Raw genomic sequence first — 22826 nt, 5'->3', positions numbered from 1 at the left:
ATTCTTAGTGCGAAACGACAAAAAAACGCATACTAGAACGCACAGCATGCGTGGAGTTCATCGCGGAGCAAGGAGGACGGATCATGCAAATCGCACATAGGGGCAAATTTCGGACAAGCCTCGCCGGAAAATGGCGCCCAGCCGTATCGGTGGCCGCCGGTACGGCGGTCTACGCGTTCGGGCTGCATTACTTTGTGCTTCCCAACCAGTTCATGGAAGGCGGCGTTACGGGCATCGGCATTTTGCTGAACTACGCGTTCGGCTTCAAGCTCTCGCTTACGACGCTGCTGCTGAACATCCCGATATTTATACTCGGCTGGCGGCTGCTCGGCTTGAACCAGATGGTAATGGCCGGCTACGGCACCGTCTCGCTATCCTTTTTCTTGTGGGTCATGGAGCGGCTGATCGAGGGCGGTCAGATCGTCCCGTTCTCGACGGACCGCGACCTGCTGCTGTCCGCGCTCTACGCCGGCGTCACCCTGGGCGCCGGTCTCGGCATCGTCTTCCGCTTCGGGGCTACGACCGGCGGCGTGGATATCATCGCCAGAATCGTGTCCAAAGGGCGCGGCTGGAGCATGGGCCAGATCATTCTGACGCTGGACGCGGTCGTGATCGGCCTTTCGCTGCTGTTCATTCCCGTGGAGCGGGTGCTGTACACGCTGGTCGTCGTCTTCATCGCCACCAAGCTGATCGATTTCATACAGGAGGGCGTCTATTCCGGCAAAGCCTTCTCCATTATTACGACGAACGGACAGGCGGTCGCCGATGGCGTCATGCGCGAACTCGAACGCGGCGTCACGATCATGCCGGCCGTCGGCGGTTATTCCGGCACAGAGAAGCAGGTCGTCTATTGTGTCGTCGGGCGCCAGGAGGTGCGGCTGCTCAAGCAAATCGTCCGAAGACACGACCCCAAGGCATTCATCGTCATCAGCGAAGCGCATGACGTCATCGGAGAAGGCTTCCGCGAATCCTGATTAAGGCTTCAGCGGAGCGGCCGTTTCGGCACCGTGATTTCGTCCCGGTCGATGCGGAACTTGTGCCAGCCCGTGTAAAAAAGGCCCGCCAGCACGATAACCGCGAGCATCGCCGTCCATTGCCAAGAGGGGCCGCCTGCCGGCTTCACCGCCGCCGGTTGCGCGCCCGAGGCGAACAAACGGTCGACGGCGTCCCCGAGCAGCACGAGCGAGCCCTCCGTCAACGTGCGGTTCGCCTCCGTGCGCCCGCCGGGCGCCGCTTCAAGCAGCTTCTCCGTATAGCGAATCCTTTCCTTCAGCACCGAGACGTGCGCCGGCTCCTTCCCGAAAGCCGCGGCGGCCTCCAGCCGCAGCACATGGCCCTCCAGCTGACGCAGCGCCGCAGCGGCGGCCTCGTTCCCCTTTTCCCCGCCCTGCAGCCAGGCTTTGTGCAGGCGGCTCATATCCTCGCGCAGCAGCCGTTCATATTGCCGCCACAACGCCTTCCGTTCCCGGGAGAGCGCGTCGACGGCCAGCTTGAGCCTTGCGGCTTCCTCGCGCCAGGTGTACGCGAACGCTCCCCGCTCGATAAGGGCTTGGGCCGCATTCAGCCGTTCATCGAGCACCGCCCATCCTTCCGGCGTGCCGTAGGATCGGAGCTCGCGATCCGCGGCCGCCGCTTTCATTTTCAATACATACCCATATGCCAATTGGCGGTTCTCCTCCACAGAGGCTTGATAGAAGCCCTCCGTCCAGGACGCCAGCGCATCCCATTTCGATTGCGGACCGGCGCCGGCGTCCTCCGACGCTTCCGTCCGCCATGCCGTTCCCAACCCGGAGGCGATCAGCAAAGCCGTCAGTACGACCAACAGCCGTTTTCGATGTTTCACGGACATCCCTCCTCCTTCATCCTATGAGAAGGGTGTCCCGCTTATACCTTGGCGTTCGGGTGTCGGTACGTACCGAGCGGCAGGCTTCTCTTGTGCACGAGCGCGAGCAGGGTCACCAGAAAGCTTGCCGCCGACAGGCCGACCGTGAAGTTGCGGACAGCCTCAATGTTATCGCTAAGCACGCGGGGCAGCCAAGGATACACCTCAAACGTATAATCGATCGTATCGTTGAGCAGAATCCAGCCGAAAGCCAACGCCGCGGCCGTCCGCCCGAAACGCATGAAGCGAACGTACAGCAGTCCCTCGACGGCCATAGCCGTATGCGAGGCGATAAGCATCCAGTTCTGCCAGTTAAGCGGATCTCCCTGCGCGCCTTGCGCGGCATTCATCGTCACGGCCCAGACGCCGTATTTCACAAGCGTCACCACGGCAAGCGCTTCGACGATCGATCGCAGCAGCAAATAGCCCCTTGTCTCCACCTTCGGCGGAAACAGAAAAAATAACAGAACAAACGTAAAAAACAGGCTTGCCGTCGGACTGTCCGGCACGAAAACGATTCTCCATAAAGGATGATTGTCCAGCGTATAGGCAAGTTGATCGCCGTACCAGATATAGCCGTAGATCGTGCCCGCCAAGTTGCTGATAAACAATAACCACAGAAACGAACGGTTCATCAGAACCGACTCGCTCCACAACCATGAAACCGGCATTCCAGGGTGCCCCTTTCCTTGCAAAAAACCTGACCGTTCCGGAACGGTCAGGTTTTTTGCATGCATTGTCTTAATTGTCATTCGGCTTTCTTCTGCTTGGCGAGCCATGTCGCCACTTGGTCAATCTGTTCGGCGGTCAATTGGTCCTTGAAAGCGGGCATACCGCCATCGGTGCCGTTCGTGATGATGTCCGCGATTTCCTCTTTCGTACGACGGTCGCCGACGCCCGTCAACGCCGGGAAGCTGCCTTGACCTTGAAGGTTGCCGGCATGGCATGCAATACATTGCGCTTGCCTCACCATCTCGAATGCCGGATCATCGGGAGACACAAGCGCCGCCGGCTCCTCCTTCTTGGCAGGATTAGGCCGCTCCTGCCCCTTCAACGCGGCCTCCCGCGCTTTCTCTTCCCGTTCGATATGCTCTGGAACCGTATTCGTAATCTCCAGCTCGTGGGTGTAAAAATCCCACGATGTCTTCGTTAAATATACGATAGCGATCAAAGACAGAATCATCAGCGACGAAGCGATCGGACGGCGGTAGAACCGCCTTTCCTTGCCGGTGTCGAGAAACGGAGCCAGCATCAGCGCACCGAACGCGATGCCCGGCACGCCGACCGTGCCGAGCACGAGATAATCCTGGGATACGTAAGGATATTTCAATAACTGGTACAAAAACAAGAAATACCAGTCGGGCATCGGTATGAACGCGGTATTCGTCGGATCCGCCGGATAGCCGAGCGGGGCCGGTTCAGTAATCGTCAACACCAGAAAGCCGACGAGCACGACGACGCCTACCATCCATTCCTTGAGCAGGAAATTCGGAATAAACGCTTCCGATTTGCCGGGAAAGGCGGTATAGTCGGCCGGTATGTTGGGCGAGGTCCCTTTGCGAATCCGGGAGTCGCCCACGTACACGACTTTTTCCTTGCCGTTGGAGCTTGCGGCCATGGGTCAGGCCTCCCTTCGATTAGAGTGGTCCGGAAATGCCTTGTTTGCGGATCATAATAAAGTGGGCGGCAAGCAGAGAGAGCAGCGCGCCGGGCAGGAAGAACACGTGAATCGCGAAGAAGCGGGTCAGCGTTTGAGCCCCTACGATGTCGCCGCCCTGCAGTAATTGTTTGATGTACGGACCGGCAACCGGCACGGACTGAGCGATTTGAATGCCTACTTTCGTTGCATAATACGCTTTGTTATCCCAAGGCAGAAGGTAGCCGGTGAATCCGAGTCCCAGCATGATGAAGAAAATCAGCATCCCGACGACCCAGTTCATTTCGCGCGGCGCCTTGTAAGAGCCGGTAAAAAAGACGCGGAGCGTATGTAGAAACATCATAACGATAACGAGGCTTGCGCCCCAATGGTGCATACCGCGCACGATGCCGCCGAAAGCCACCTTGCTCTGGAGGTAATCGACGCTTGCGTAAGCATTGATGATATCCGGCACGTAGTACATCGTCAGGAACATACCGGAAAGGATCTGGATGACCGTGATGAAGAATGTCAGACCGCCGAAGCAATACACGAATGCGGAGAAATGGTGGGCGGGGTTGACGTGCTCCGGCACCTCATGGTCCGCCACGTCCCTCCACATCGGCGTAATGTCGAGACGCTCGTCGATCCAGTTGTAAACCGTCTTTAACATCTGTCTTTACGCCTCCTTTACGCGTGTATTCGGTTTGATCGGCCCGAGATAAATGTAGCCTTCCTGAATCTTCAGATCATATTCGTCGAGCGGCAACGGCGCGACTTTCAGCTGTTTGCCGTCAATGGTATACTCCGCTCCATGACAAGGGCAAAAATAGTGATTATCTTGCTGGGTGTTCCAATTTACCGTGCATCCGAGATGCTTGCATATCGGAGACAGCGCATAAATCTCTCCATCCTGCCCCTTCGTAATCCATGCCGCGAGCTGCGGTTCGCTTTCGTACCAGCCGTCCACCTGGCTGATCTGAAATTTAAATTCTTTGGGCTCGCTTCCGATTTCGCTTTCCGCAACGACCTTCACGAACGCGCTTTCCGTTTTCTTGACGAGTAACGGATCGACCGCAAATCGAACCATCGGCAAAATCATGCCGGCACCCATGAAAGCGCCCGCACCTCCAAGTGTATACGACAAAAATTGACGCCGGGACATCTCTTTGCGTTGCACGGATTTATGCGAGGAATCATGCTGATCGTGGTTGCTCATCTACTGTTCTACCCCCTTTGCCAATCGTATTGCCGGTCTTGTCCACAAGACGGAAACGTTATCGAAACCAAGACATAATTTATAATAGCCTAGGCGGTTTGGAGCGTCAAGAAGGGTTGAATCAAATTGAAAGTTCCATCTTTTGAGGTTCGAAAATTTGTTGCCGTTTTGTCACATTTATGTGAGTCCGATCACAGCGGCGCAACGTAGAGGACTTACACCGCGGGCTGCCGCTTCCACATCGACTGAACGGCTGCCGACGCTTCCCGCGCTTCCGGCAGCGCATCGCCTTCCTTGGGAACGAGCCACATATCGGCAATTCTCCCTTCCGCCGAACGGTTCAACCGATCCGACAGCGAAGCGACGATGACGTATTTGAAGCCGACCGACCTGAGCCCGGCAATGACGCCGGACAGCATATTTGCAGCGGCCTCCCCTTCAGGCAGGTAATGCAGCGCCGGGTAGGTGACGACCCTTCCCGTATACGGCCCTTCGACCAGCGCGAGCAAATCGCGCAGCCGCTCCAGCCGGTCCGTCGCCTCGTCGGGGCTCTCTCCGCCCGCAAGACCCGTGACCGGCAGCAGGCACGTATCGAAATAAAGCTGCAGCTCCCCCCATTTTTGCGCGTCGAAATCACTGAACTTCATAGGTACCCGATGCCTCCGATCCTATCGTAACCTTTCGTCCCTAATCTTATCATATAAGCTTGGAAAAAGAAGCGTCATTTGCAGCGCGGAGCGAAGCGCCGACAGGAAAAAACGGCTCTACCGCCCGAACGGACATCTCCCGCGGGCGGCCGGAGCCGCTTCTGGACTGCGACGGCTTGCGTTTCCGCCGCGTCCTATTTGCACAACGTCTTCAACTCGTCGGTCAACCGCCTGAAGCCGTCCTCATCGCCGTCCGCCAACGCTCTGTCGATCTCGTCATAAATTTTTTTCCTACGGAAGGCATTTACCGCTTCATCCAGCACCATTTCGGCCGCAAGCCCCAGCATTGCTTCGTACGTTACTTTCATTTTATCCATAGGATCCACCTCCGTACCGGTGTTTATCCCATCCTATATTCGATTCCTTTCGCCACGTAACTCTCCATTGTCCTTTTCATCCGCTGAAGATCGTGCTCGTTCAATTCTCTGACGACTCTGGCAGGCGAACCCAAGGAAAGCGTATAAGGTGGGATCGTTTTGTTTTCCGTAACGATCGAACCGGCCCCTACTAAAGCATATTCACCGATTTCGGCCCCGTTAAGTACGATGGCCCCCATGCCGATTAATGTGCCTTTGCCCATCCGGCATCCGTGGATGATGGCGCCGTGACCGACCGACACTTCATCTTCGACGACAAGCGGCTGATCCGTGTTGACATGTCCGATTACGCCGTCCTGAAGATTGCAGCGGCTGCCGATGACGATCGGCGCCAAATCTCCCCTAAGCACCGCATTGTACCAGATCGTGCTTTCCTCGCCGACCGTGACGTCTCCGACCAGCTTTGCCCCCTCAGCCGTAAAGACGGTGCCGTGCACATTGGGCAGCTTGCCCGCGTAAGGTAATAACATCGTCCGTACCCTCCTTTATAATAGGAGAGATTCTAGCAGGGCGACTTGCCCCTTGTCAATGAAGCGTAATGCCCTCCCTGTCGTCTATCCGGTTTCCTTTTACCGCCGCGCGGCCCGCGTTCGTCATTTTGTACACGACTTCGAGCGCATCGTCCCGGCCCAGCCGCAGCAAGCCGAGATGAACCATCATGCCCAGCACGCGTTTGTTGAGTACGGAAGCGGCATCGTCATAATAAAACGGCCGGACGTAAGGGAGCAAAACGGCTTGAAGCGAATCGGCCGATACCCATCGAGCGGCAAGCCTGTCGATCCAGTTGACCAGAGACAGAATGTTGGGTACGGCTCCCTTGTACAGACGAAGCCAGAACCGGTACAGCTCCTCGGGTTCGTCCCTGATCCGTCCTTCTAGTTTTTCTTTACCCGAAGCCGTCAGCGTTAATCGCATATCGGCCTCCGAGATCCATCTCCGGTAATGGCAATAGTCGTACAGCAATGCCAGCCGGTCGGGAAAATCCTTGAAGCGCCGGCCGTATCCGAACCGCCAGGGACCTTTGGGCGGAAGCTCCTCGCGCACGGAGAGCAGCTCCAGAAGCTGGGTCGCATTCCGCTTGTACATCGCTCCATCGGCCGTGAGCGGAATATCGTGCTTGTCGATATGCCCGAGCAGCAGCAGCGCATCTTCCGCCATCAGCGTCTGCTCGTCGCGGTACGCGGCCGGCTCCTCCCCGTAGCGCAGCCTCGCCTCAAACCGGCGACCGAGCGCTTCGCGAAAACGCTCCTTCAAATCGTTCGGCACATGAAACAGATAGCGGTTCGTTCCGGAATAACCGTTAAACAGCCAGCCCGACTGCTTGAAACGCGCGATTGTCTCCCGCAAGCCGGCTTCCGGCGAGGCGGCCTGCGCAGCCTCTTTCTTCGTGCCTTTCGCGCCTTCCTTCCCGCGCTTCGGCTTCCCCTGCGCCGGGGACCGCCCGGCTTTCGCGGCTGCCGCCTGCTTGGGCTCCGCTGCCTTGGCTTCGACGGAATCGGTCCGGTCGAAACGGCTGAGGCGAACGCGGGCAAGCAGCTCCTCCAGGCTGAACGCCTCGCGCGCATCGAACAGCAGAGAGTTCAGAAACCGCAGATCCTCGATCGGCATGGCGTCGATTTGCGCATCGACAAGCTCCTTGCGCCCGGCGGCGGTCAGGATCGATTGGATCAGCTCGTGCTTCGAGTGTCCGTTGCAGTCGCAACCGTACGCGGCCGCGATCCGCGTCAGCTGCGCGATATCCGCATAGCCGAGCATATCGGCCAGGTTCATGAAATCTCCTCCGTTCCGTCGGTTTACTACCATTATGGGACGATTGGAAGATTTTAAACCCGTTCATACGATGTGCGGTGCAATAGAAAATAATCCCTAAAAAATGAAGCGAAGCTCTAGTGCGTATGCCGACGACCGGACTGTCAAGTCCGCTCGCATCGAAAGTTACCGCTAATCGTGGTCGCTCATCTTCGACTTGCATCAATGTAACTTTCGATATTACTTTTCGGGGACCCCGTAGAAAATAAATCCTTATAATAGAAAAAGAGCCGGGAACCGGATCACCCGGTTCTCAGCTCTTCAGAGCGAGTTGTTTCAAATGGTTCGTGCAATTATGCAGAACGGGATTCCACCGTTTCGCTTCCGCCTCGTATTGCAGCACCGAGAACGACATATTCACCAGATGGCCGTCGTCCAGACAGTCGCACATCACCCGCAGAAGCTGCGCAAGAAAGCTGCCGTGCGATACGACGAGCAGCCGGGTGCCGGCGCCTTTGGCCCTCCATTCCTCCACGAAAGCGAGACCTCTGGCCTGAACGGACTCGTCGCTTTCCTGTCCCGCATCCGCCATGCGCCAGTCCGGCCCCCAGCGATGAAGACGCTCTTCTTCCGTCGTGCCTTCGACTTCGCCGAAAAACCGTTCTCTCAACCGCGTGTCGGACGGCAAATGGGGGATGCCCAGCCTGGCCGCGATAATGGAGGCCGTATCCGCCGCGCGCCGCAAATCGCTGGAGACGATCGCATCCCATCGCCGCTCTTCCCCCGAAAGCCTGAGCGCCAGCGCTTCCGCCTGGCGTTTGCCTTCTTCATTCAGCGGGATGTCCGTCTGCCCTTGAATCCTTCCGAGGGCGTTCCATTCCGTCTTGCCGTGGCGGATCAAGCCGATGATCAAAATGCACCCGCTCCTTCGGTTCAATGTTATGCGCGTGTCCGGGAAATCCAGTTGATCGTCAGTAATGTCATAATCATGCCGAGCAAGGATAAAGCCACCCAATACTGGGGCACGGTCGGAACGACCTGCAGCACAATCGGGTCGCTGATGCTGGCCACGGGAACGTCCTGATAGAAATCCAGGCTGATCGCGGCCGTCTGGTTGGAGGCGTTGGCCGTGTCCAGCAATCCCGTCAGCTTCTCGACCTGAATCGCTGAAGGATCGCTCGGCCTGCCGAAGACGAGATAAAAAAATGCGCTCGTGAACATGGCAAGGCAGCATGCGACGATGGCCGCCACTTTCCGCCGGAACGCCGCCGTAAAGTGGTAGGTCCGCTCCTTCACCGGCATAAACCAGGTGTCCTCCGCATAAATCCGGTCCATGACTCCGCGATTGACGTGATCTACCGGCCCGTCGGACGGCAGTTCCTTCGTCAGATTCCGGATCATCGATTCGCTTTTTTCCCATATACGGAATTGTTCCGCGCAGGGTTCGCAGTGAAGCAAATGTTCCTCCAAAGCCGCCCGTTCCCGGTCGTCCTCGGGCAGATCCCAATAAACGCCGAGCAGTTCCTGCGCTTCTTCGCATTTCATCGCACATTCATCCCTTCATATTCTTCCATGAACGGCGATTCTCCGAAATACGGCTCCAGCTGCGTCTTGACGCTGGCTCTCGCCCGGAACAACAGCGACTTTACCGAACTGACCGTCTGGCCGAGGATCGAGGCGATCTCCTGGTAATCCATCTGGTCGTATTCCCTCAGAATAAGGGCGGATCGCTGTTTCTCCGGCAAGTTGTTGATTGCGTCGCGAACAAGGCTCATGCGCTCACGTCGGAGAAGCCGCTGCTCCGGAACGGACTCCGGCGGAGCGACCGGCGTGAAGCCCGACTCATCAAGCGATACATTGCCGGCCCTCTGCTTACGCAGCTCGCTTAGCACCGTATTGCGGGCAATCGTGTACAGCCAAGTGGAAAAGGAGGCATCTCCTTCACGGAATGAATGCAAGCTGCGATACGCTTTATAGAACGATTCCGAGCACAGGTCCTCGGCCATAAGCTCGAGCTGCGCTCCCTTCAGCATATGAAAAACGAAGGCTAAAATTTTGCGTTGGTAGCGTCGCATCAATTCCGAATAAAGCTGTACGTTGCCGTCTTTTATTTCTCTTATCAACTGGGAGTCGGTCATCCAACTCGACCCTCCTTGGCCTTCGGAGTCGGCTCCCAGTCCGGTTATATTCATTGTACCGAAAAGGGAGGAAAAAGTTTCGCGAAATCGTGAATAAATGTTTATAAGGCTATGTACACCGGATTCAGGCGCGGGAAAGCGGTACGGCGCCGTGCATCAAAATAACCGATCTGTAAAAAATTCGAGCCCTGTGGCGAAAATCCTGCTCGTTTCGACAAAACGGGAAGACTCCATATTTTTACAAGCTAGGTGTATTGTATCACATGAGTAGGACGGTTGGAGATTAAAATTTCCAAAAAAAAAGACCACCCCGAAAGGTGGCTGCACAAAGTGCGAATGATTTGGATAGGAGTGGAGAGAAACCATACTGTACCTTTATTATATGTATCCGTTTTCATTCTGTCAAGTATCCGTTTACATTTTATTGATTATTATTTTTCAGTGCTGCCGTAAAACCGAAAACGCGCCTGCTCGGCGCGTTTTCGGCACTGCCTATGCGGTTCGCCGAAACGGCGGCTTAATAATGGACCCGAAAGCCGAGCGATTCGAGAAGCCGGACCGCCCGGTCAAGCTCCTCCTGCTTGCGGAACGAAAGCCGGAGTACGCCCGGTACGTCTTCCCTGCTCTCGATGATCTGCAGGTTGCTCAAATTGATCCGGTTGTCGCCGAGCTCGGTTGCGATCCGGCCGATGATGCCCGGATGGTCGGGCACATCGATATAGCACTCGTACAAAGCCTGTATCATGCCTTTGCGGCGTTCGGGCAGCCGGCTGCGGAACCGGCCCGCCGCACGGAAAGCTTCTTCGATCCCCTCGGCATCGTCCGTCCGGATCAGCTCGGCGAACCGGTCCGTCCCCTCCCGCCAGTCGCGCAGCAGCCGAAGCAGCACGGACTTGTTGTGCAGCAGAATATCCCGCCAGATGACGGGATCGCCTGACGCGATTCGGGTAATGTCGCGGAAGCCGCCGGCGGCCAGCGCTTCATACAAACCGTTCGTCTCATTATAGCCGCGGATCTGGTTGACAAGGGCCACCGCAATGATATGCGGCAGATGGCTGATCGCGCCGACGATCTCGTCATGCTCCTCCGCGTCGACGGACATGATATGGGCCTTCGTATGCTGGAGCAGGTCGGTCAGCCGCTCAAGCGCTTCCCGCGGCGTGTCTTTGCCCGGCGTCAGCACATAGTATGCGTTCTCGAACAGGTGCGAGCTGGCCGCTTCCACGCCCGAACGTTCGGAGCCGGCCATCGGATGGCCGCCGATGAACACCGCCCCGTTCAGCGTCAGCGATAAAGCGCACGCGGCTACCGATGCCTTCGTACTGCCGACATCCGTGATAATGCAGCCCGGCTTGAGCTTCATCCCGCTCAGCCTGCGCACATACTCGTCCAGATTGCCGACGGGCACGCATAAAAAGATAAAATCCGCGTTCTCCGCCGCCTCCTCCATCGAGGTGGTGGCGGCATCCACGACGCCGCGTTTCACATATTTATCCACGGAGGACTGCCGGACCGAATGGCCGATCACCCGCAGGTCCGGCTTGTCTTTGAAGCAGAGCGCCAGCGATCCGCCGATCAGGCCGACGCCGAATATCGCGATTGTCGTCATGGGGGTTATACTTGCACCGCCACTTCCTGCAGCACCTGCTCCAGCGCCTGCACGAACTTCTCGTTCTGCTCCCGGCTTCCGACCGTTACCCGGATATGCGTCGGATAATAGGTCCACCGCGCCCGCGCGATGATGCCCTTCTTGAGCAGCTCTTCAAAGACGGTTTGCGACGGACGCCGAGCGTCGAACATCACAAAGTTGCCGTATGCCGGAAAATAGGACAGTCCCAGCCGGTCGAACTGCTCCTGAAGGTAGCGAAGGCCTTCCGCGTTCCGCTCTCGGCAGGACTGAACAAACGCCCGGTCCGCGAGCGCCGCCTTGGCCGCCGCCTGCGCGTACCGGGTCGTATTGAACGGCTCGCGCACCTGATTGACGAACCGCATAATGTCGGGGCGCCCGATGCCGTAGCCGATGCGCAGCGACGCAAGGCCGAAAATTTTCGAAAAAGTGCGGAGAGCGATGACGTTCGGATAAGCTTTCACGTAATCGACGCCGTTCGGATAGGAAGGATCGTCGATATACTCGCAATAAGCCTCGTCGAGCACAACCATCACGGATGCCGGAACTTTCGCCATGAACGCATCGAGCTCATCCTTCTTCACGATCGTGCCCGTCGGATTGTTCGGATTGCAGATCCAGACGATTTTGGTGCGGTCGCCGATACTGGCCAACATCGCGGGCAGATCGTGCTTGCCGTCCTTGAGCGGCACCTCGATGACCGTCGCATTCTCGATTTCCGCATTGTGCTTGTATTGAGGGAACGTCTCGTCCGCCATAATCGTCTCGTCGCCCTTTACCAGAAAAGCGCGGGCGATCATCAGAATGACTTCGTCGGAACCGGCTCCGAAAATGATCTGGTCCTTCCCTACGCCGAGCTCTGAGGCCAGCGCATCCGTCAAGGCGACGGCGGCGCCGTCGGGATACAGGCTCGTATGGCCGATTTCATTCATAATCGCCTGCTTGGCCCGTTCGGAGCACCCGAACGGGTTCTCGTTGGAGGCCAGCTTGATCACCTCGGTCAGGCCGAGCTCGCGCTTCACGTCTTCGATCGGCTTGCCGGGCTGATAAACCGGTAAATGAACGATGTTGCTTTTAGGCTGCACTGCGGATCACCTCATCGGATTATTCCAAATTTCAATGCCAAAATTCAATGTCGATGGAACCCATTGTCTCATATCCGTATCTATTCATCAAGCAAAAGAACCCCTGCGGTTAACACCGCAGAGGCTGCTTTCGCGTACGATTGCGCCGGCGGAATCGCCCGGACGTTACACTTTCAAAGTCGCGACGTAGTCGCGGATCCGGTTCAAGCCCTCTTCCCTCGCAGCCGGATCGTTCAACAACGGGAGCGATTCCTCGATGCGGCGGACGATGGCGCTGCCCACGATGACGCCGTCCGCCTGCCCCGCAAAGCGTTCGACCTGTTCCCGGCGGGAAATGCCGAACCCGACGGCGATCGGAACGGTCGCGGCATCCCGCACGGAGCGCAGAAACTCGTCGATGCCGGCGTGAAAATCGGAACGTACGCCGGTGACGCCGAGCGACGATACGCAATACACGAAGCCGCGCGCTTTGGCGGCGATGCGCGCCACCCTGTCATGGGAAGTCGGCGCGACCAGCGGGATCAGATGAATGTTCGCCGCCTCCGCCAGGCTGCGCACCTCCCCGTCCTCCTCGATCGGGAGGTCGGGAATGATGAGCCCGCTGATGCCTTTATTCTCGATCAGGGAGAAAAACGGCTCCAAACCGAGCTGCAGCACAGGATTGTAGTAGGTAAAAAGGATAAACGGCACATCCGCGCCGGCCTTGCGGGCATCCTCGGCGACCTGGATGCAGTCGAGAATCGTGATCCGGTGCATAAGCGCCCGCTCCGAGGCCCGCTGGATGACCGGTCCGTCCGCCAGCGGATCCGAATAAGGCACGCCGAGCTCGATCATGTCCGCGCCGGCCTCCGCGAGCTTGCGGATAATGTCGACCGACGTGCCGACATCCGGGTCGCCGACCGTGATGAATGGAATGAGCGCTGTGCGGCCCTCCGCCTGAAGACGTGCAAATGCGGCGTCAATGCGATTCAAGTCCGTTACCTCCCAAATAATGCATGATCGACTCGACGTCCTTGTCGCCGCGTCCGGACAAGCTGATGACGATCACCTTGTCCTTGCCGAGCGTCGGCGCGAGCTTCATCGTGTGCGCCACCGCATGCGCCGATTCCAGCGCCGGGATGATGCCCTCCGTGCGCGACAGCAGCTGCAGCGCCTCCAGCGCCTCCGCGTCGGTAATCGGCACATATTCCGCGCGGCCGCTGTCCTTCAGATAGGAATGCTCCGGCCCGATGCCCGGATAATCCAGTCCCGCGGAAATCGAGTGCGCCGGCTGCACCTGGCCGAACTCGTCCTGCAGCACATAGCTGAGCGAGCCCTGGAAAACGCCGTGCTTGCCCTTCGTCATCGTAGCCGCGTGCTCCAGCGTGTCCACGCCTCTGCCCGCCGCTTCGACGCCAAGCAGCCGAACGGATTCGTCCCCGACGAACGGATAGAAAATGCCCATCGCGTTGCTGCCGCCGCCGACGGCCGCGACGATATAATCCGGCAGCCTTCCTTCGGCCGCAACGATCTGCTCCTTCGTCTCATCGCCGATGATGCGCTGAAAATCGCGCACGATCATCGGATACGGATGCGGCCCCGTAACCGAGCCGAGGATGTAATACGTATCGTCCACATGGCTTACCCAATAGCGGAGCGTCTCGTTGCAGGCATCCTTCAGCGTCCGCGTGCCGGACAGGACGGGAACGACCTCGGCGCCCAGCAGCTTCATCCGGAACACGTTGAGCTGCTGCCGCTTCGTATCCTCCTCGCCCATAAACACCTTGCATTCGAGCCCGAGCAGCGCGGCCACGGTAGCCGACGCCACGCCGTGCTGGCCCGCGCCGGTTTCGGCGATGATTTTCGTCTTGCCCATCCGCTTCGCGAGCACGCCTTGGCCGATCGTGTTGTTGATTTTATGCGCTCCCGTGTGGTTAAGGTCTTCCCGCTTCAAATAAATTTTGGCGCCGCCCAAATGCTTTGTTAGTCTGTCCGCATAATAGAGCGATGTCGGTCGTCCGGAATATTGCTTCAAAAGCTGCCGAACCTCGGCGACAAATTCCGGATCCTTCGAGTAATGGTCATAAGCTTCCTCCAGCTCGATCAGCGCGTTCATCAACGTCTCGGGAACGTAGCGCCCGCCGAACTTGCCGAACCGGCCGTGCCGGTCTGGCACTTGGTTCATCTCGCTCTCACCCTTTCCACAAACGTTCTGATTTTCGTTATATCCTTGACGCCGTCCGTCTCCACGCCGCTCGATACGTCCACGCCGTCCGGCGCGTAAAGCGACGTCAGCCCGGCCACATTATCGGCGTGCAGGCCGCCCGCCACATAGAGCGGTACGCCGATCGCTTCGGCCGCCTTTTTGTAGTCGCCGATGACGGACCAATCGAACGCCGTCCCCGTTCCGCCGCCGGCCGTATCGATCATGATCCCGTCGACCGCGCCGGCATACGGCGCGATCCGGCCCGCGGCCGATTCCTTCTCGTCCCCGCGGATCGGGAACACCTTCCAGACGTCCTTGCCCGTCGCCTCGCGAATGGCGCGGCATGCTTCGGGCGATTCCGAGCCGTGCAGCTGCAGCATGTCGAGCGGAGCGGTCCGGAGCAGCGCACGCAGCTCCTCCGGCCCGTGGTCGACGAACACCCCGACGGTGCGGGGCGGCCGCCCGTCCGCGCAGCGCAGACGGGCAGCTTCGGCAATCAGCTCCGCCGCCTGCCCGGGCGTTACCTGGCGGCGGCTTTTCGCAAAGACGAAGCCGATCTCATGGACCGGCAAGCCGTCCATTTGCCGAAGCGTCGCCGCGTCGCGCAGCCCGCATATTTTGACGCGCGCGCTCATCGCTCGGCCGCCGGCGCTTCCGGTCCCATCAGCTCCAGAACCGCCTCTCCGACATCCGGCTTGCGCATGAAGTGCTCGCCGATCAGCACGCCGTCTGCGCGCAACCCGCGCAGGCGCTCAATATCGCCGGGTCCGGCGATGCCGCTTTCGCTGATCAGCGTAGCGTTCTCCGGCACGAGACCGATAAGCTCCTCCGTCGTTCGCAGATCGGTCACGAACGTCTTCAGGTTGCGGTTGTTGATGCCGATCAACGTGGCCTTGTCCAACTCCAGCACGGTCTCCAGTTCCTCGCGGTCATGCACTTCCACCAGCACGTCCATACCGAGCGACTTCGCCAGGTCGTGATACTCGGCCATTTGCCGGGAGGTCAGAATGGCGGCGATCAGCAGAATCGCGTCCGCTCCGATCAGCCTCGCTTCGTAAACCTGACGGTAATCGATCGTAAAGTCCTTGCGCAGCAGCGGCACGCCGACATTCGCGCGAACTTCCGTCAAATAATCGTTCGAGCCCTGGAAAAAATCCCGGTCCGTCAGCACGGATATGCAATCCGCGCCCGCCCGCTCGTAGGCCAAGGCAAGCTCGACCGGATGGAAATCCGGCCGGATGAGCCCTTTGGAAGGCGACGCTTTTTTCACCTCGGCAATCAGCCCGAGCTCGCGCTTCCGTCCTGCCGTCAGGGCGCGCTCGAATCCTTTCGTCGCGGGCATCCGCGCGATTTGCTTTTCAGCCTCGGCCAGCGAGAACGCCGCCGCAAGCGCGTCCGCTTCCTTGCGTTTTACCGCCACGATTTTATCAAGAAACATGACTCAACTCTCCCGTTCTGCGAATAAGCGCCTCGAGCTTGCCGCCCGCCGCGCCGGAATCGATCGTCTCCGCCGCTGCGCGAACGCCCTCCGGAAGGGAATCCGCCAGGCCGCCGACATAGATGCAGGCGCCGGCATTGGCCAGTACGATATCACGGTAGGCGCCCTTCTCCTCGCCGCGGAAAACGCGCCGGATAATGGCGGCATTCTCCGCCGCGTCGCCGCCTGCCACCTCGCCCAAAGACCGCCGCGCAAGCCCCAAATCCTCCGGCGCGATATCGAACGTATGCACCTCTCCGTCCTTCAGCTCCGAGATTTGCGTCGCATCTGAAATGCTGATCTCGTCGAGGCCGTCATGGCTGCTTACGACAAGCGCCCGCTTCAGGCCCAGCTCTCCGAGCACCGCCGCAACCGTCGATGTCCTGGAACGGTCGTACAGCCCGAGCAGCTGGCGGTCGGCGCCGGCCGGATTGGTCAGCGGGCCGAGCATGTTGAAAATCGTCCGCACGCCCAGCTCGCGGCGCGGCCCCGCGGCATATTTCATCGACGGATGGAACAGCTGCGCAAACATGAAGCAGATGCCGATCGAATTCAGGCAGTCTCCCGCCTGCGCCGCGGTCAAATTGATGTTGACGCCGAGCGCTTCGAGCACATCCGCGCTGCCGGCCTTGCCCGACATGGCGCGGTTGCCGTGCTTCGCCACGCGAACGCCCGCCGATGCCGCGATGATCGCCGAAGCGGTCGAGATGTTGAATTTATGAATGCCGGAGCCGCCCGTGCCGCACGTATCGAGCAGCCCATTCTGTTCGGTCACGACCCGGTTTGAAAAAGCGCGCATCACCTCGGCGAAGCCGGCGATTTCGTCCATCGTTTCACCCTTCATCCTCAGCGCCGTTATGACACCCGCGATCTGGGCGGGCGTCGCTTCCCCGCTCATAATCGTCTCCATAACGTTCCTGGCCTGCTCCCGCGACAGATCGCCGCCGCCGATCAGCCGGTTCAAAGCCATCTGCATCGTGCTTAACTCCGCCATATCTCCGTTCCCCCTCTTCCTATACGCGATGGTAATAATCCATATTCGTTACGTTGCCGGCCGAGGCGCGCGGCTCGCGTGCCGGAAACATCGCTTCCGCCGCCCGGATCGCCTTGAGCGACGCCTTCGCTTTATTGACGGTTTCCCGATATTCGCTCTCCGGCACCGAATCCCAGACGATGCCCGCGCCGGACTGCACATAGGCTTTGCCGTTCTTGAAGACGATCGTGCGGATCGTGATGCAGGTATTCAGGCTGCCGGAAAATCCGAGATAGCCGATCGCGCCCGCGTACGCGCCCCGCGCCTCGTTCTCCAGCTCGGCGATGATCTCCATCGCCCTCAGCTTCGGCGCTCCCGACACGGTGCCGGCCGGCATGCAGGAGACGAAAGCATCGAAGAAATCCTTATCTTCCCGGAGCTTGCCCGAAACGTTGGAGACGATATGCATGACGTGCGAATATCGTTCGATCTCCATATACGCATCGCATTTGACGGTGCCGTACTCCGCGACGCGTCCGATGTCGTTGCGCCCGAGATCGACCAGCATCAAGTGCTCGGCGCGTTCCTTCTCGTCGGCCAGCAGCTCGCGTTCCAGCGCCAGATCCTCCTCCGGCGTCTCGCCTCTCGGCCGCGTGCCGGCGATCGGGCGCGTCTCCACGCGGCCGCCGTCCACCTTCACGAGCGCCTCCGGCGAGGCGCCGACGATGATCTCGTCGTCCAGCTTCAGATAATACATATAAGGCGACGGGTTCATCGTCCGCAGCACCCGGTATACATGGAGCGGATCGACGTCCGTGTCGATGCTGAACCGTTGGGACAGCACCACCTGGAAAATGTCGCCGGCGCGGATGTATTCCTTGGCCTTCTCCACATTGGAAATGAACTGCGCCTTCGTTACGTTCGAGCGCACCTCGCCGAGCTCCGGATCGGCCGGCGGCGCCCCGCCGGCCATCAGCGGATACGGGAGCGGCTGTTGAAGCCGTTCGATCATCGCTTCGATTTTACGGCACGTCCGTTCGTAAGCCGCTTCGATGACCGCATCCGTCGCCCCTTCGGGCACGTGCACGTTGCCGATCACCTGAATCTGCTGTTTGAAATGGTCGAACACGACGACCTGATCGCAGAACATGAAATGGAGGTCGTCCATCTGCAGGTCGTCGATCCGGTGAGCCGGCAGCTTCTCGTAATATTGCAGCAGATCGTAGCCGAAAAAGCCGATCGCCCCGCCCGTAAACGGCGGAAGCCCGGGGATCGCAGGGCTGCGGTAGGCGCGCAGATGCGCCTTGAGCAGATCCAGAGGCTTTTCGCCCAGCTCCGTTACCTCTCCGCCGCGTTCGACCGTCATCCTGCCGTTCTTTCCTCGGACGATCATAAACGGATCGGTTCCGATAAAGGAATAGCGGGCCCATTTGACGCCGCCCTCCACGCTTTCGAGCAAAAATGCGCGATCCTCGCGGCATACGTGCTGGAACAGCCGGATCGGCGTCTCGGTATCCGCCATGACGTGCCGGACGATCGGAATCAAATTATACTGCGAGGCCAAACGGACGACTTCCTTCAATTCGTTGGACATGCGCGCACCCCTTTTTCTTCTCCCTGATAAGCGGCGGGATGCTTTGCGGCATACTCCGGCTGCTTCGGGACCCCGATATAAGCATTAAAAAAGCTCCTGCTGCCGCAGGAGCGATAAATGCGTTGGATGATTGCAGGATAATCGAACGCCCGTGTGACCGCTTCCTACGGACTGACCCCGTATAGGACGGCACATGGCGCAAGGCACGGTTCATTCCGTCCCGGCGACCCGAATGCCGCTGCGGCGACCTCGGCGGTCTAATTTCCTACTAAGCTCAGCTCGGCTCATCTCATCTAGAACGCATCTAACGCTGCTCTCGGCTTACCGGCCGTCTCTTACCGGCCCGGTCTCAACAAAATCCTGTATCCACTATACCGCAGGCCGGCGACCGCCGTCAACCCGTTGTACGCCGCCGGGCTTACGCCTTCGTCAAATCCGGACGCAGCACCTGCGCCCCTTCCAGGTATACATGGCGGATTTCATGCTGCTTCTTCTCCGTATTGACAAGCACCATCAGCCGGATGCACCGCTCCAGGCTGCCTTTGACCGGTACCTCCAGCGCGCACATCAGCGGCACAAGCTCCCATTCGGGCATCTGACGGATGGCCCGGGCCGGGAAGGTGGCGTCAAGATCGCCCGTGACCGTCACCATCACGCTGCAAATGTCTTCCGGCACGATGCCGTTATCGGCCACGATCCCGTTCAAAAGCTCGACCGTCGCCTGCAGAATCGGCTGCTCCTCGTTCACATCGACCGTAATGGCCCCGCGAATTCCCCTTACACTCATCAGACCTCGGTCTCCTCCTTCAGCTGCTCTAACGTCCGGCCCACCCGTTCGACGGACATATGCTTGTCGATTTCCACCCGGCCGATCGCCGTAGGAACAATGTAGACCATGCGGCCTTCCCTGAACTTCTTGTCATGCATCATGGCGTCCATCACCGCGTCCGTATCGAAATGGGACGGCAGGCGGACGGGCAATCCGCATTTGGCCAGCACCCGCTTCGTGACCTCGTATACCTCCTGCGGAGCTCCGAGCTCCACGCCGATTCGGGCCGCGCCCACCATGCCGATGGAAATCGCTTCGCCGTGCAGCAGCTCTCCATAGCCGGCGACCGCTTCCAAGGCATGGCCGATCGTATGCCCGAGATTCAGGATCGCGCGCAGGCCGTTCTCCCGCTCGTCCTGCGAGACCACCGCCGCTTTCACGGAGCAGCCCTTATGCAGCGCATAACCGAGCGCTTCCGGATCGAGCGCCCTCAGCTTATCGGCGTTCCCGTCGATCCAATCGACGAAAGACGCATCCCAAATGAGGCCGTGCTTCACAACCTCGGCCAAGCCTGCGCTCACGTCGCGCGGCGGCAGCGTCTGCAGCGTCTCCAGGTCGTATAGCACCATCTCGGGCTGATGGAAAGCGCCGATCATATTTTTGGCCAGCGGATGGTTGATCGCCACTTTGCCGCCGACGCTGCTGTCGTGCGCGAGGATGGTCGTCGGGATTTGCACAAAACGAATGCCGCGCATATATGCCGCGGCGACGTAGCCCGCCAAATCGCCCACAACGCCGCCGCCGAGCGCGACGACCGCCGAATCCCGGTCAAGCCCCGCCTGCAGGGCCGTCGTGATGACCGACTCGAAGACGGCAAGCGACTTGGAGCCTTCGCCGGACGGCAGCGTGAGTGCGGCCGGCTGAAAGCCCGCCTCCCGCAGCGCCGCTTCGAGCGCCGGCAAATAACGAGGCCCCACGTGCTCGTCGGTCACGATCAGCATCGGCGACTTTTTGCTCAGGCCATGCTTCTCGAAATAAGAGGCGGCCTCGCGCAGGAGGCCTTCCCCGATATAGATGGGATACGAACGCTCGCCCAGATCGACCGTCAGCTCGCGCATCAATATTGCCCCACTTGCTGCAAGTAGTTGTTCAGGTTCGCGCGGATTTCTTCGATCGAATCGCCGCCGAACTTCTCCAGGAACGCCCGCGCCACTTCCCATGCCACGACATGCTCCATAACGACGCTCGCCGCGGGGACGGCGCAGCTGTCGGACCGCTCCACCTGCGCGGTGAACGGCTCCTTCGTGTCGATGTCGACGCTGCGCAGCGGCTTGTAAAGCGTCGGAATCGGCTTCATGACGCCTCGCACGACGATCGGCTCCCCGTTCGTCATCCCGCCCTCGAAACCGCCCAGACGGTTGGACGCCCGGTGATAGCCGCGCTCCTCGCTGTACATGATCTCGTCGTGCACCAGCGAGCCGCGCAGCTTGGCCGCCTCGAAGCCGATCCCGATCTCGCAGCCCTTGAACGCGTTGATCGAGACGACCGCGCCCGCAATGCGGCCGTCAAGCTTGCGGTCGTACTGCACATGGCTGCCGAGACCGACCGGCACGCCTTCCACGATGCATTCGACAATGCCGCCGATCGAATCGCCTTCGGCCTTGATCTGGTCGATATGGGCCATCATCCTGGCTTCCGTCTCTTTATCGACTACCCTAACGGGAGATTCCTCCGTCAAGCGGACGAGCTCCTCGAGCGGCAGGTCGTTCGGCGGCGCTTCGACTTCCCCGATTCGGATCACCTGGCCGCCGACCCGAATGCCGAATTCGGCCAGCAATTGCCGGGCTACCGCGCCGACGGCAACGCGCGCAGCCGTTTCACGGGCGCTGGAGCGCTCAAGCACGTTGCGCAAATCCTTCAGGTTATATTTCAGGCCGCCGTTCAGGTCGGCATGACCCGGCCGCGGACGGTGAACGCGCCGTTTCTCCTCGTCGCCGCCTTCGATCGGCTCTATATTCATGACGGTCGTCCAGTGCTTCCAGTCATTGTTCTCCACGACGAGCGCGACCGGCGCGCCGGTCGTGCGGCCGTGCCGGACGCCGCCGACGATTTGCGCGGCATCCTTCTCGATCTGCATTCTTCTTCCGCGCCCGTGACCCTTCTGGCGGCGGTGAAGCTGAAAGTTCAATTCCTCGAAGTCGAGGGTAAGATTGCTGGGAAGTCCCTCAATAATGGCAGTCAGCTGGGGACCGTGGGTCTCGCCGGCCGTCAAATAACGCAAACTCAATCTGTTGTCCTCCTAAACGGCTATGTAAAATCCGCTCGCATTCTTTGCTCATTATAGTATAGCGCACACGGTTTGACAAGGAAACGGGAAGGCCCGAAACGATCGGCCCCCGGCTCCGAAAAAGTGCTGCCATGCCGCAAAAAGGCAATCCCGTCAAGCGTGGAAAAACGCTTGGAGGATTGCCTTTGTGCCGGATGCCGCCGTCAGCCGCCCACCGGCTGTTTGGTCCGGATCGCTTTCGGTTCGACGGCCATCTGGGGATCGTCGAGCAATCCGGCGATTTGCACGACGTCCATGCCGAGTATTTGCGCGCATTCCTGAATCGTGATGATCCCGCGCCGGTAGGCCGCGATCACTTTTCGCTTATCCATCCCATACCTCCAACTTAATGGTTATTGATAGTATTGGAGAGATCGGGAACGGCTATACATCAGACCTGCTTGCGGCGGTAGAAAAAAGTCTCCGCGGTTTCCAGCCCGTACTGGGCGGGCGAGAAAATCTGCTCGGTGCTGCCGACGAACAGCAGGCCTCCGGGACGCAGCGCGTCCGAAAATTTATGATACAGCTCATGCTTCGCTTCCTCGGTAAAATAGATCATGACGTTGCGGCACACGATCAGGTCGAAGCCTTTGTCGAACGGGCTGTGAAGCAGATTGTGCTGCTGAAAGCGGACCGAACGGATCAGCTTGTCCGAAACGGCATAATCGTCGCCGTGCTTCCGGAAATAAGCGTTGCGGTACTCCGGCGGGACGTCCTTCAGCGCGCGCTCCGGATAGACGCCCTGCATCGCCTTCTCGATCACCTTGGCGTCAAGGTCCGTGGCGAGTACGCCGGAGCGGTCGAGCACGCCGAGCTTGTCCAGAATCATCGCGATCGTATACGGTTCCTCGCCGGTGGAGCAAGCGGCGCTCCATGCTTTCAGGCGGGCGTTCGTTTTCAGCATTTCGGGAAAAAAGCGCTGCTCCAGCGCAGCCCAACGGGCAGGATTGCGCCAAAACTCCGAAACGTTGATCGTCATGCGGTCGAGAAACTCATTCATCAGCTTGCCGTCCTTGACCAGCGCATCCAGGTAGGCGGCGAACGTCATATAACCGTATTTGTTGCGCAGCGTGGTCAGCCGG

The 22826-nt window shown here is 59.3% G+C and carries 26 protein-coding genes; 1 reads left to right on the top strand and 25 read right to left on the bottom strand.

Annotated elements, in window-relative coordinates; all coding sequences use genetic code 11:
• Positions 1–83: 83 nt before the first annotated feature.
• A complete protein-coding gene (locus RWM61_RS12210) occupies positions 84–974 on the top strand; it encodes a YitT family protein (protein WP_314001084.1) in 891 nt (296 codons plus the stop codon).
• 8 nt (positions 975–982) lie between these two features.
• Here RWM61_RS12210 and RWM61_RS12205 read toward each other — a convergent pair whose 3' ends face one another.
• From RWM61_RS12205 to RWM61_RS12085, 25 genes are all read right to left on the bottom strand, one after another.
• Positions 983–1843 (bottom strand): sporulation protein YpjB, encoded by an 861-nt coding sequence (locus RWM61_RS12205; RefSeq protein ID WP_314001082.1) that lies wholly within the window; start codon positions 1841–1843, stop codon positions 983–985.
• A gap of 41 nt (positions 1844–1884) precedes the next feature.
• Entirely contained in the window at positions 1885–2553 is a 669-nt protein-coding gene (locus RWM61_RS12200; protein ID WP_314001080.1) for a DUF1405 domain-containing protein, read from the bottom strand.
• Positions 2554–2630: 77 nt separating this feature from the next.
• Entirely contained in the window at positions 2631–3500 is an 870-nt protein-coding gene (locus tag RWM61_RS12195; protein ID WP_314001078.1) for a c-type cytochrome, read from the bottom strand.
• A gap of 19 nt (positions 3501–3519) precedes the next feature.
• A complete protein-coding gene (qcrB, locus tag RWM61_RS12190) occupies positions 3520–4191 on the bottom strand; it encodes a menaquinol-cytochrome c reductase cytochrome b subunit (RefSeq protein ID WP_314001076.1) in 672 nt (223 codons plus the stop codon).
• A gap of 6 nt (positions 4192–4197) precedes the next feature.
• Complete coding sequence (locus tag RWM61_RS12185; RefSeq protein WP_314001074.1) at positions 4198–4737, bottom strand: ubiquinol-cytochrome c reductase iron-sulfur subunit; 540 nt, start codon at positions 4735–4737, stop codon at positions 4198–4200.
• A gap of 215 nt (positions 4738–4952) precedes the next feature.
• Positions 4953–5384, bottom strand: coding sequence for a DUF2487 family protein (locus RWM61_RS12180; protein WP_314001072.1), 432 nt, complete (start codon positions 5382–5384; stop codon positions 4953–4955).
• Between the two features lie 194 nt (positions 5385–5578).
• On the bottom strand, positions 5579–5761 hold the full coding sequence (locus RWM61_RS12175) for an IDEAL domain-containing protein (protein WP_314001070.1): 183 nt from the start codon (positions 5759–5761) through the stop codon (positions 5579–5581).
• A 23-nt stretch (positions 5762–5784) separates the two neighbouring features.
• Positions 5785–6291, bottom strand: a complete 507-nt coding sequence (locus RWM61_RS12170; protein WP_314001068.1) for a gamma carbonic anhydrase family protein — start codon at positions 6289–6291, stop codon at positions 5785–5787.
• Between the two features lie 55 nt (positions 6292–6346).
• Positions 6347–7591 carry a hypothetical protein gene (locus RWM61_RS12165; protein ID WP_314001066.1) on the bottom strand — a complete coding sequence of 415 codons (1245 nt, stop codon included), beginning with the start codon at positions 7589–7591 and terminating at the stop codon, positions 6347–6349.
• A 292-nt stretch (positions 7592–7883) separates the two neighbouring features.
• Positions 7884–8483 (bottom strand): histidine phosphatase family protein, encoded by a 600-nt coding sequence (locus RWM61_RS12160; RefSeq protein WP_314001064.1) that lies wholly within the window; start codon positions 8481–8483, stop codon positions 7884–7886.
• A gap of 26 nt (positions 8484–8509) precedes the next feature.
• A complete protein-coding gene (locus tag RWM61_RS12155) occupies positions 8510–9115 on the bottom strand; it encodes a zf-HC2 domain-containing protein (protein WP_314001062.1) in 606 nt (201 codons plus the stop codon).
• Entirely contained in the window at positions 9112–9708 is a 597-nt protein-coding gene (locus tag RWM61_RS12150; RefSeq protein WP_314001060.1) for a sigma-70 family RNA polymerase sigma factor, read from the bottom strand. Before RWM61_RS12150 ends, RWM61_RS12155 begins: the two co-directional genes overlap by 4 nt.
• Positions 9709–10225: 517 nt before the next feature.
• The gene (locus tag RWM61_RS12145) at positions 10226–11317 is read right to left on the bottom strand and encodes a prephenate dehydrogenase (RefSeq protein ID WP_314001058.1); all 1092 of its coding nucleotides are present in this window, start codon (positions 11315–11317) and stop codon (positions 10226–10228) included.
• A 5-nt stretch (positions 11318–11322) separates the two neighbouring features.
• Positions 11323–12420 carry a histidinol-phosphate transaminase gene (gene hisC / locus RWM61_RS12140; RefSeq protein WP_314001056.1) on the bottom strand — a complete coding sequence of 366 codons (1098 nt, stop codon included), beginning with the start codon at positions 12418–12420 and terminating at the stop codon, positions 11323–11325.
• Positions 12421–12585: 165 nt separating this feature from the next.
• Positions 12586–13392, bottom strand: coding sequence for a tryptophan synthase subunit alpha (gene trpA / locus RWM61_RS12135; RefSeq protein WP_314001054.1), 807 nt, complete (start codon positions 13390–13392; stop codon positions 12586–12588).
• Positions 13379–14584, bottom strand: a complete 1206-nt coding sequence (gene trpB / locus RWM61_RS12130) for a tryptophan synthase subunit beta (protein WP_314001052.1) — start codon at positions 14582–14584, stop codon at positions 13379–13381. The genes trpA and trpB overlap by 14 nt, the downstream gene beginning before the upstream one ends.
• Positions 14581–15240, bottom strand: a complete 660-nt coding sequence (locus RWM61_RS12125) for a phosphoribosylanthranilate isomerase (RefSeq protein ID WP_314001050.1) — start codon at positions 15238–15240, stop codon at positions 14581–14583. Before RWM61_RS12125 ends, trpB begins: the two co-directional genes overlap by 4 nt.
• Positions 15237–16043 carry an indole-3-glycerol phosphate synthase TrpC gene (trpC, locus tag RWM61_RS12120; RefSeq protein ID WP_314001048.1) on the bottom strand — a complete coding sequence of 269 codons (807 nt, stop codon included), beginning with the start codon at positions 16041–16043 and terminating at the stop codon, positions 15237–15239. The genes RWM61_RS12125 and trpC overlap by 4 nt, the downstream gene beginning before the upstream one ends.
• Positions 16033–17076 (bottom strand): anthranilate phosphoribosyltransferase, encoded by a 1044-nt coding sequence (gene trpD / locus RWM61_RS12115; RefSeq protein ID WP_314001046.1) that lies wholly within the window; start codon positions 17074–17076, stop codon positions 16033–16035. The genes trpC and trpD overlap by 11 nt, the downstream gene beginning before the upstream one ends.
• Before the next feature lie 19 nt (positions 17077–17095).
• Positions 17096–18649, bottom strand: a complete 1554-nt coding sequence (trpE, locus tag RWM61_RS12110; protein ID WP_314001044.1) for an anthranilate synthase component I — start codon at positions 18647–18649, stop codon at positions 17096–17098.
• Between the two features lie 418 nt (positions 18650–19067).
• Complete coding sequence (gene aroH / locus RWM61_RS12105; RefSeq protein ID WP_314001042.1) at positions 19068–19436, bottom strand: chorismate mutase; 369 nt, start codon at positions 19434–19436, stop codon at positions 19068–19070.
• Positions 19436–20536: a 3-dehydroquinate synthase gene (aroB, locus tag RWM61_RS12100; protein ID WP_314001040.1), complete on the bottom strand. Its 1101-nt coding sequence runs from the start codon at positions 20534–20536 to the stop codon at positions 19436–19438. Before aroB ends, aroH begins: the two co-directional genes overlap by 1 nt.
• Positions 20536–21705, bottom strand: coding sequence for a chorismate synthase (aroC, locus tag RWM61_RS12095; RefSeq protein WP_314001038.1), 1170 nt, complete (start codon positions 21703–21705; stop codon positions 20536–20538). The genes aroB and aroC overlap by 1 nt, the downstream gene beginning before the upstream one ends.
• A 203-nt stretch (positions 21706–21908) precedes the next feature.
• The gene (locus tag RWM61_RS12090) at positions 21909–22076 is read right to left on the bottom strand and encodes a hypothetical protein (protein WP_314001036.1); all 168 of its coding nucleotides are present in this window, start codon (positions 22074–22076) and stop codon (positions 21909–21911) included.
• A gap of 59 nt (positions 22077–22135) precedes the next feature.
• A partial coding sequence (locus RWM61_RS12085; protein ID WP_314001034.1) for a protein-glutamate O-methyltransferase CheR occupies positions 22136–22826 on the bottom strand: 691 nt, incomplete at its 5' end.

The organism is uncultured Paenibacillus sp. (assembly GCF_963515335.1).
Classification (GTDB): Bacteria; Bacillota; Bacilli; order Paenibacillales; family Paenibacillaceae; genus Paenibacillus_I.
This window is presented reverse-complemented; position numbering and strand designations above follow the sequence as displayed.

Bases quoted from the DNA above. Each gene is read 5' to 3' on its own strand.
- RWM61_RS12210 (WP_314001084.1), top strand. From the start codon at position 84: ATGCAAATCGCACATAGGGGCAAATTTCGGACAAGCCTCGCCGGAAAA.
- RWM61_RS12200 (WP_314001080.1), bottom strand. From the start codon at position 2,553: ATGCCGGTTTCATGGTTGTGGAGCGAGTCGGTTCTGATGAACCGTTCG.
- RWM61_RS12195 (WP_314001078.1), bottom strand. From the start codon at position 3,500: ATGGCCGCAAGCTCCAACGGCAAGGAAAAAGTCGTGTACGTGGGCGAC.
- qcrB (WP_314001076.1), bottom strand. From the start codon at position 4,191: ATGTTAAAGACGGTTTACAACTGGATCGACGAGCGTCTCGACATTACG.
- RWM61_RS12185 (WP_314001074.1), bottom strand. From the start codon at position 4,737: ATGAGCAACCACGATCAGCATGATTCCTCGCATAAATCCGTGCAACGC.
- RWM61_RS12180 (WP_314001072.1), bottom strand. From the start codon at position 5,384: ATGAAGTTCAGTGATTTCGACGCGCAAAAATGGGGGGAGCTGCAGCTT.
- RWM61_RS12175 (WP_314001070.1), bottom strand. From the start codon at position 5,761: ATGGATAAAATGAAAGTAACGTACGAAGCAATGCTGGGGCTTGCGGCC.
- RWM61_RS12170 (WP_314001068.1), bottom strand. From the start codon at position 6,291: ATGTTATTACCTTACGCGGGCAAGCTGCCCAATGTGCACGGCACCGTC.
- RWM61_RS12165 (WP_314001066.1), bottom strand. From the start codon at position 7,591: ATGAACCTGGCCGATATGCTCGGCTATGCGGATATCGCGCAGCTGACG.
- RWM61_RS12155 (WP_314001062.1), bottom strand. From the start codon at position 9,115: ATGAAATGCGAAGAAGCGCAGGAACTGCTCGGCGTTTATTGGGATCTG.
- RWM61_RS12150 (WP_314001060.1), bottom strand. From the start codon at position 9,708: ATGACCGACTCCCAGTTGATAAGAGAAATAAAAGACGGCAACGTACAG.
- RWM61_RS12145 (WP_314001058.1), bottom strand. From the start codon at position 11,317: ATGACGACAATCGCGATATTCGGCGTCGGCCTGATCGGCGGATCGCTG.
- trpB (WP_314001052.1), bottom strand. From the start codon at position 14,584: ATGAACCAAGTGCCAGACCGGCACGGCCGGTTCGGCAAGTTCGGCGGG.
- RWM61_RS12125 (WP_314001050.1), bottom strand. From the start codon at position 15,240: ATGAGCGCGCGCGTCAAAATATGCGGGCTGCGCGACGCGGCGACGCTT.
- trpC (WP_314001048.1), bottom strand. From the start codon at position 16,043: ATGTTTCTTGATAAAATCGTGGCGGTAAAACGCAAGGAAGCGGACGCG.
- trpD (WP_314001046.1), bottom strand. From the start codon at position 17,076: ATGGCGGAGTTAAGCACGATGCAGATGGCTTTGAACCGGCTGATCGGC.
- trpE (WP_314001044.1), bottom strand. From the start codon at position 18,649: ATGTCCAACGAATTGAAGGAAGTCGTCCGTTTGGCCTCGCAGTATAAT.
- aroH (WP_314001042.1), bottom strand. From the start codon at position 19,436: ATGAGTGTAAGGGGAATTCGCGGGGCCATTACGGTCGATGTGAACGAG.
- aroB (WP_314001040.1), bottom strand. From the start codon at position 20,536: ATGCGCGAGCTGACGGTCGATCTGGGCGAGCGTTCGTATCCCATCTAT.
- RWM61_RS12090 (WP_314001036.1), bottom strand. From the start codon at position 22,076: ATGGATAAGCGAAAAGTGATCGCGGCCTACCGGCGCGGGATCATCACG.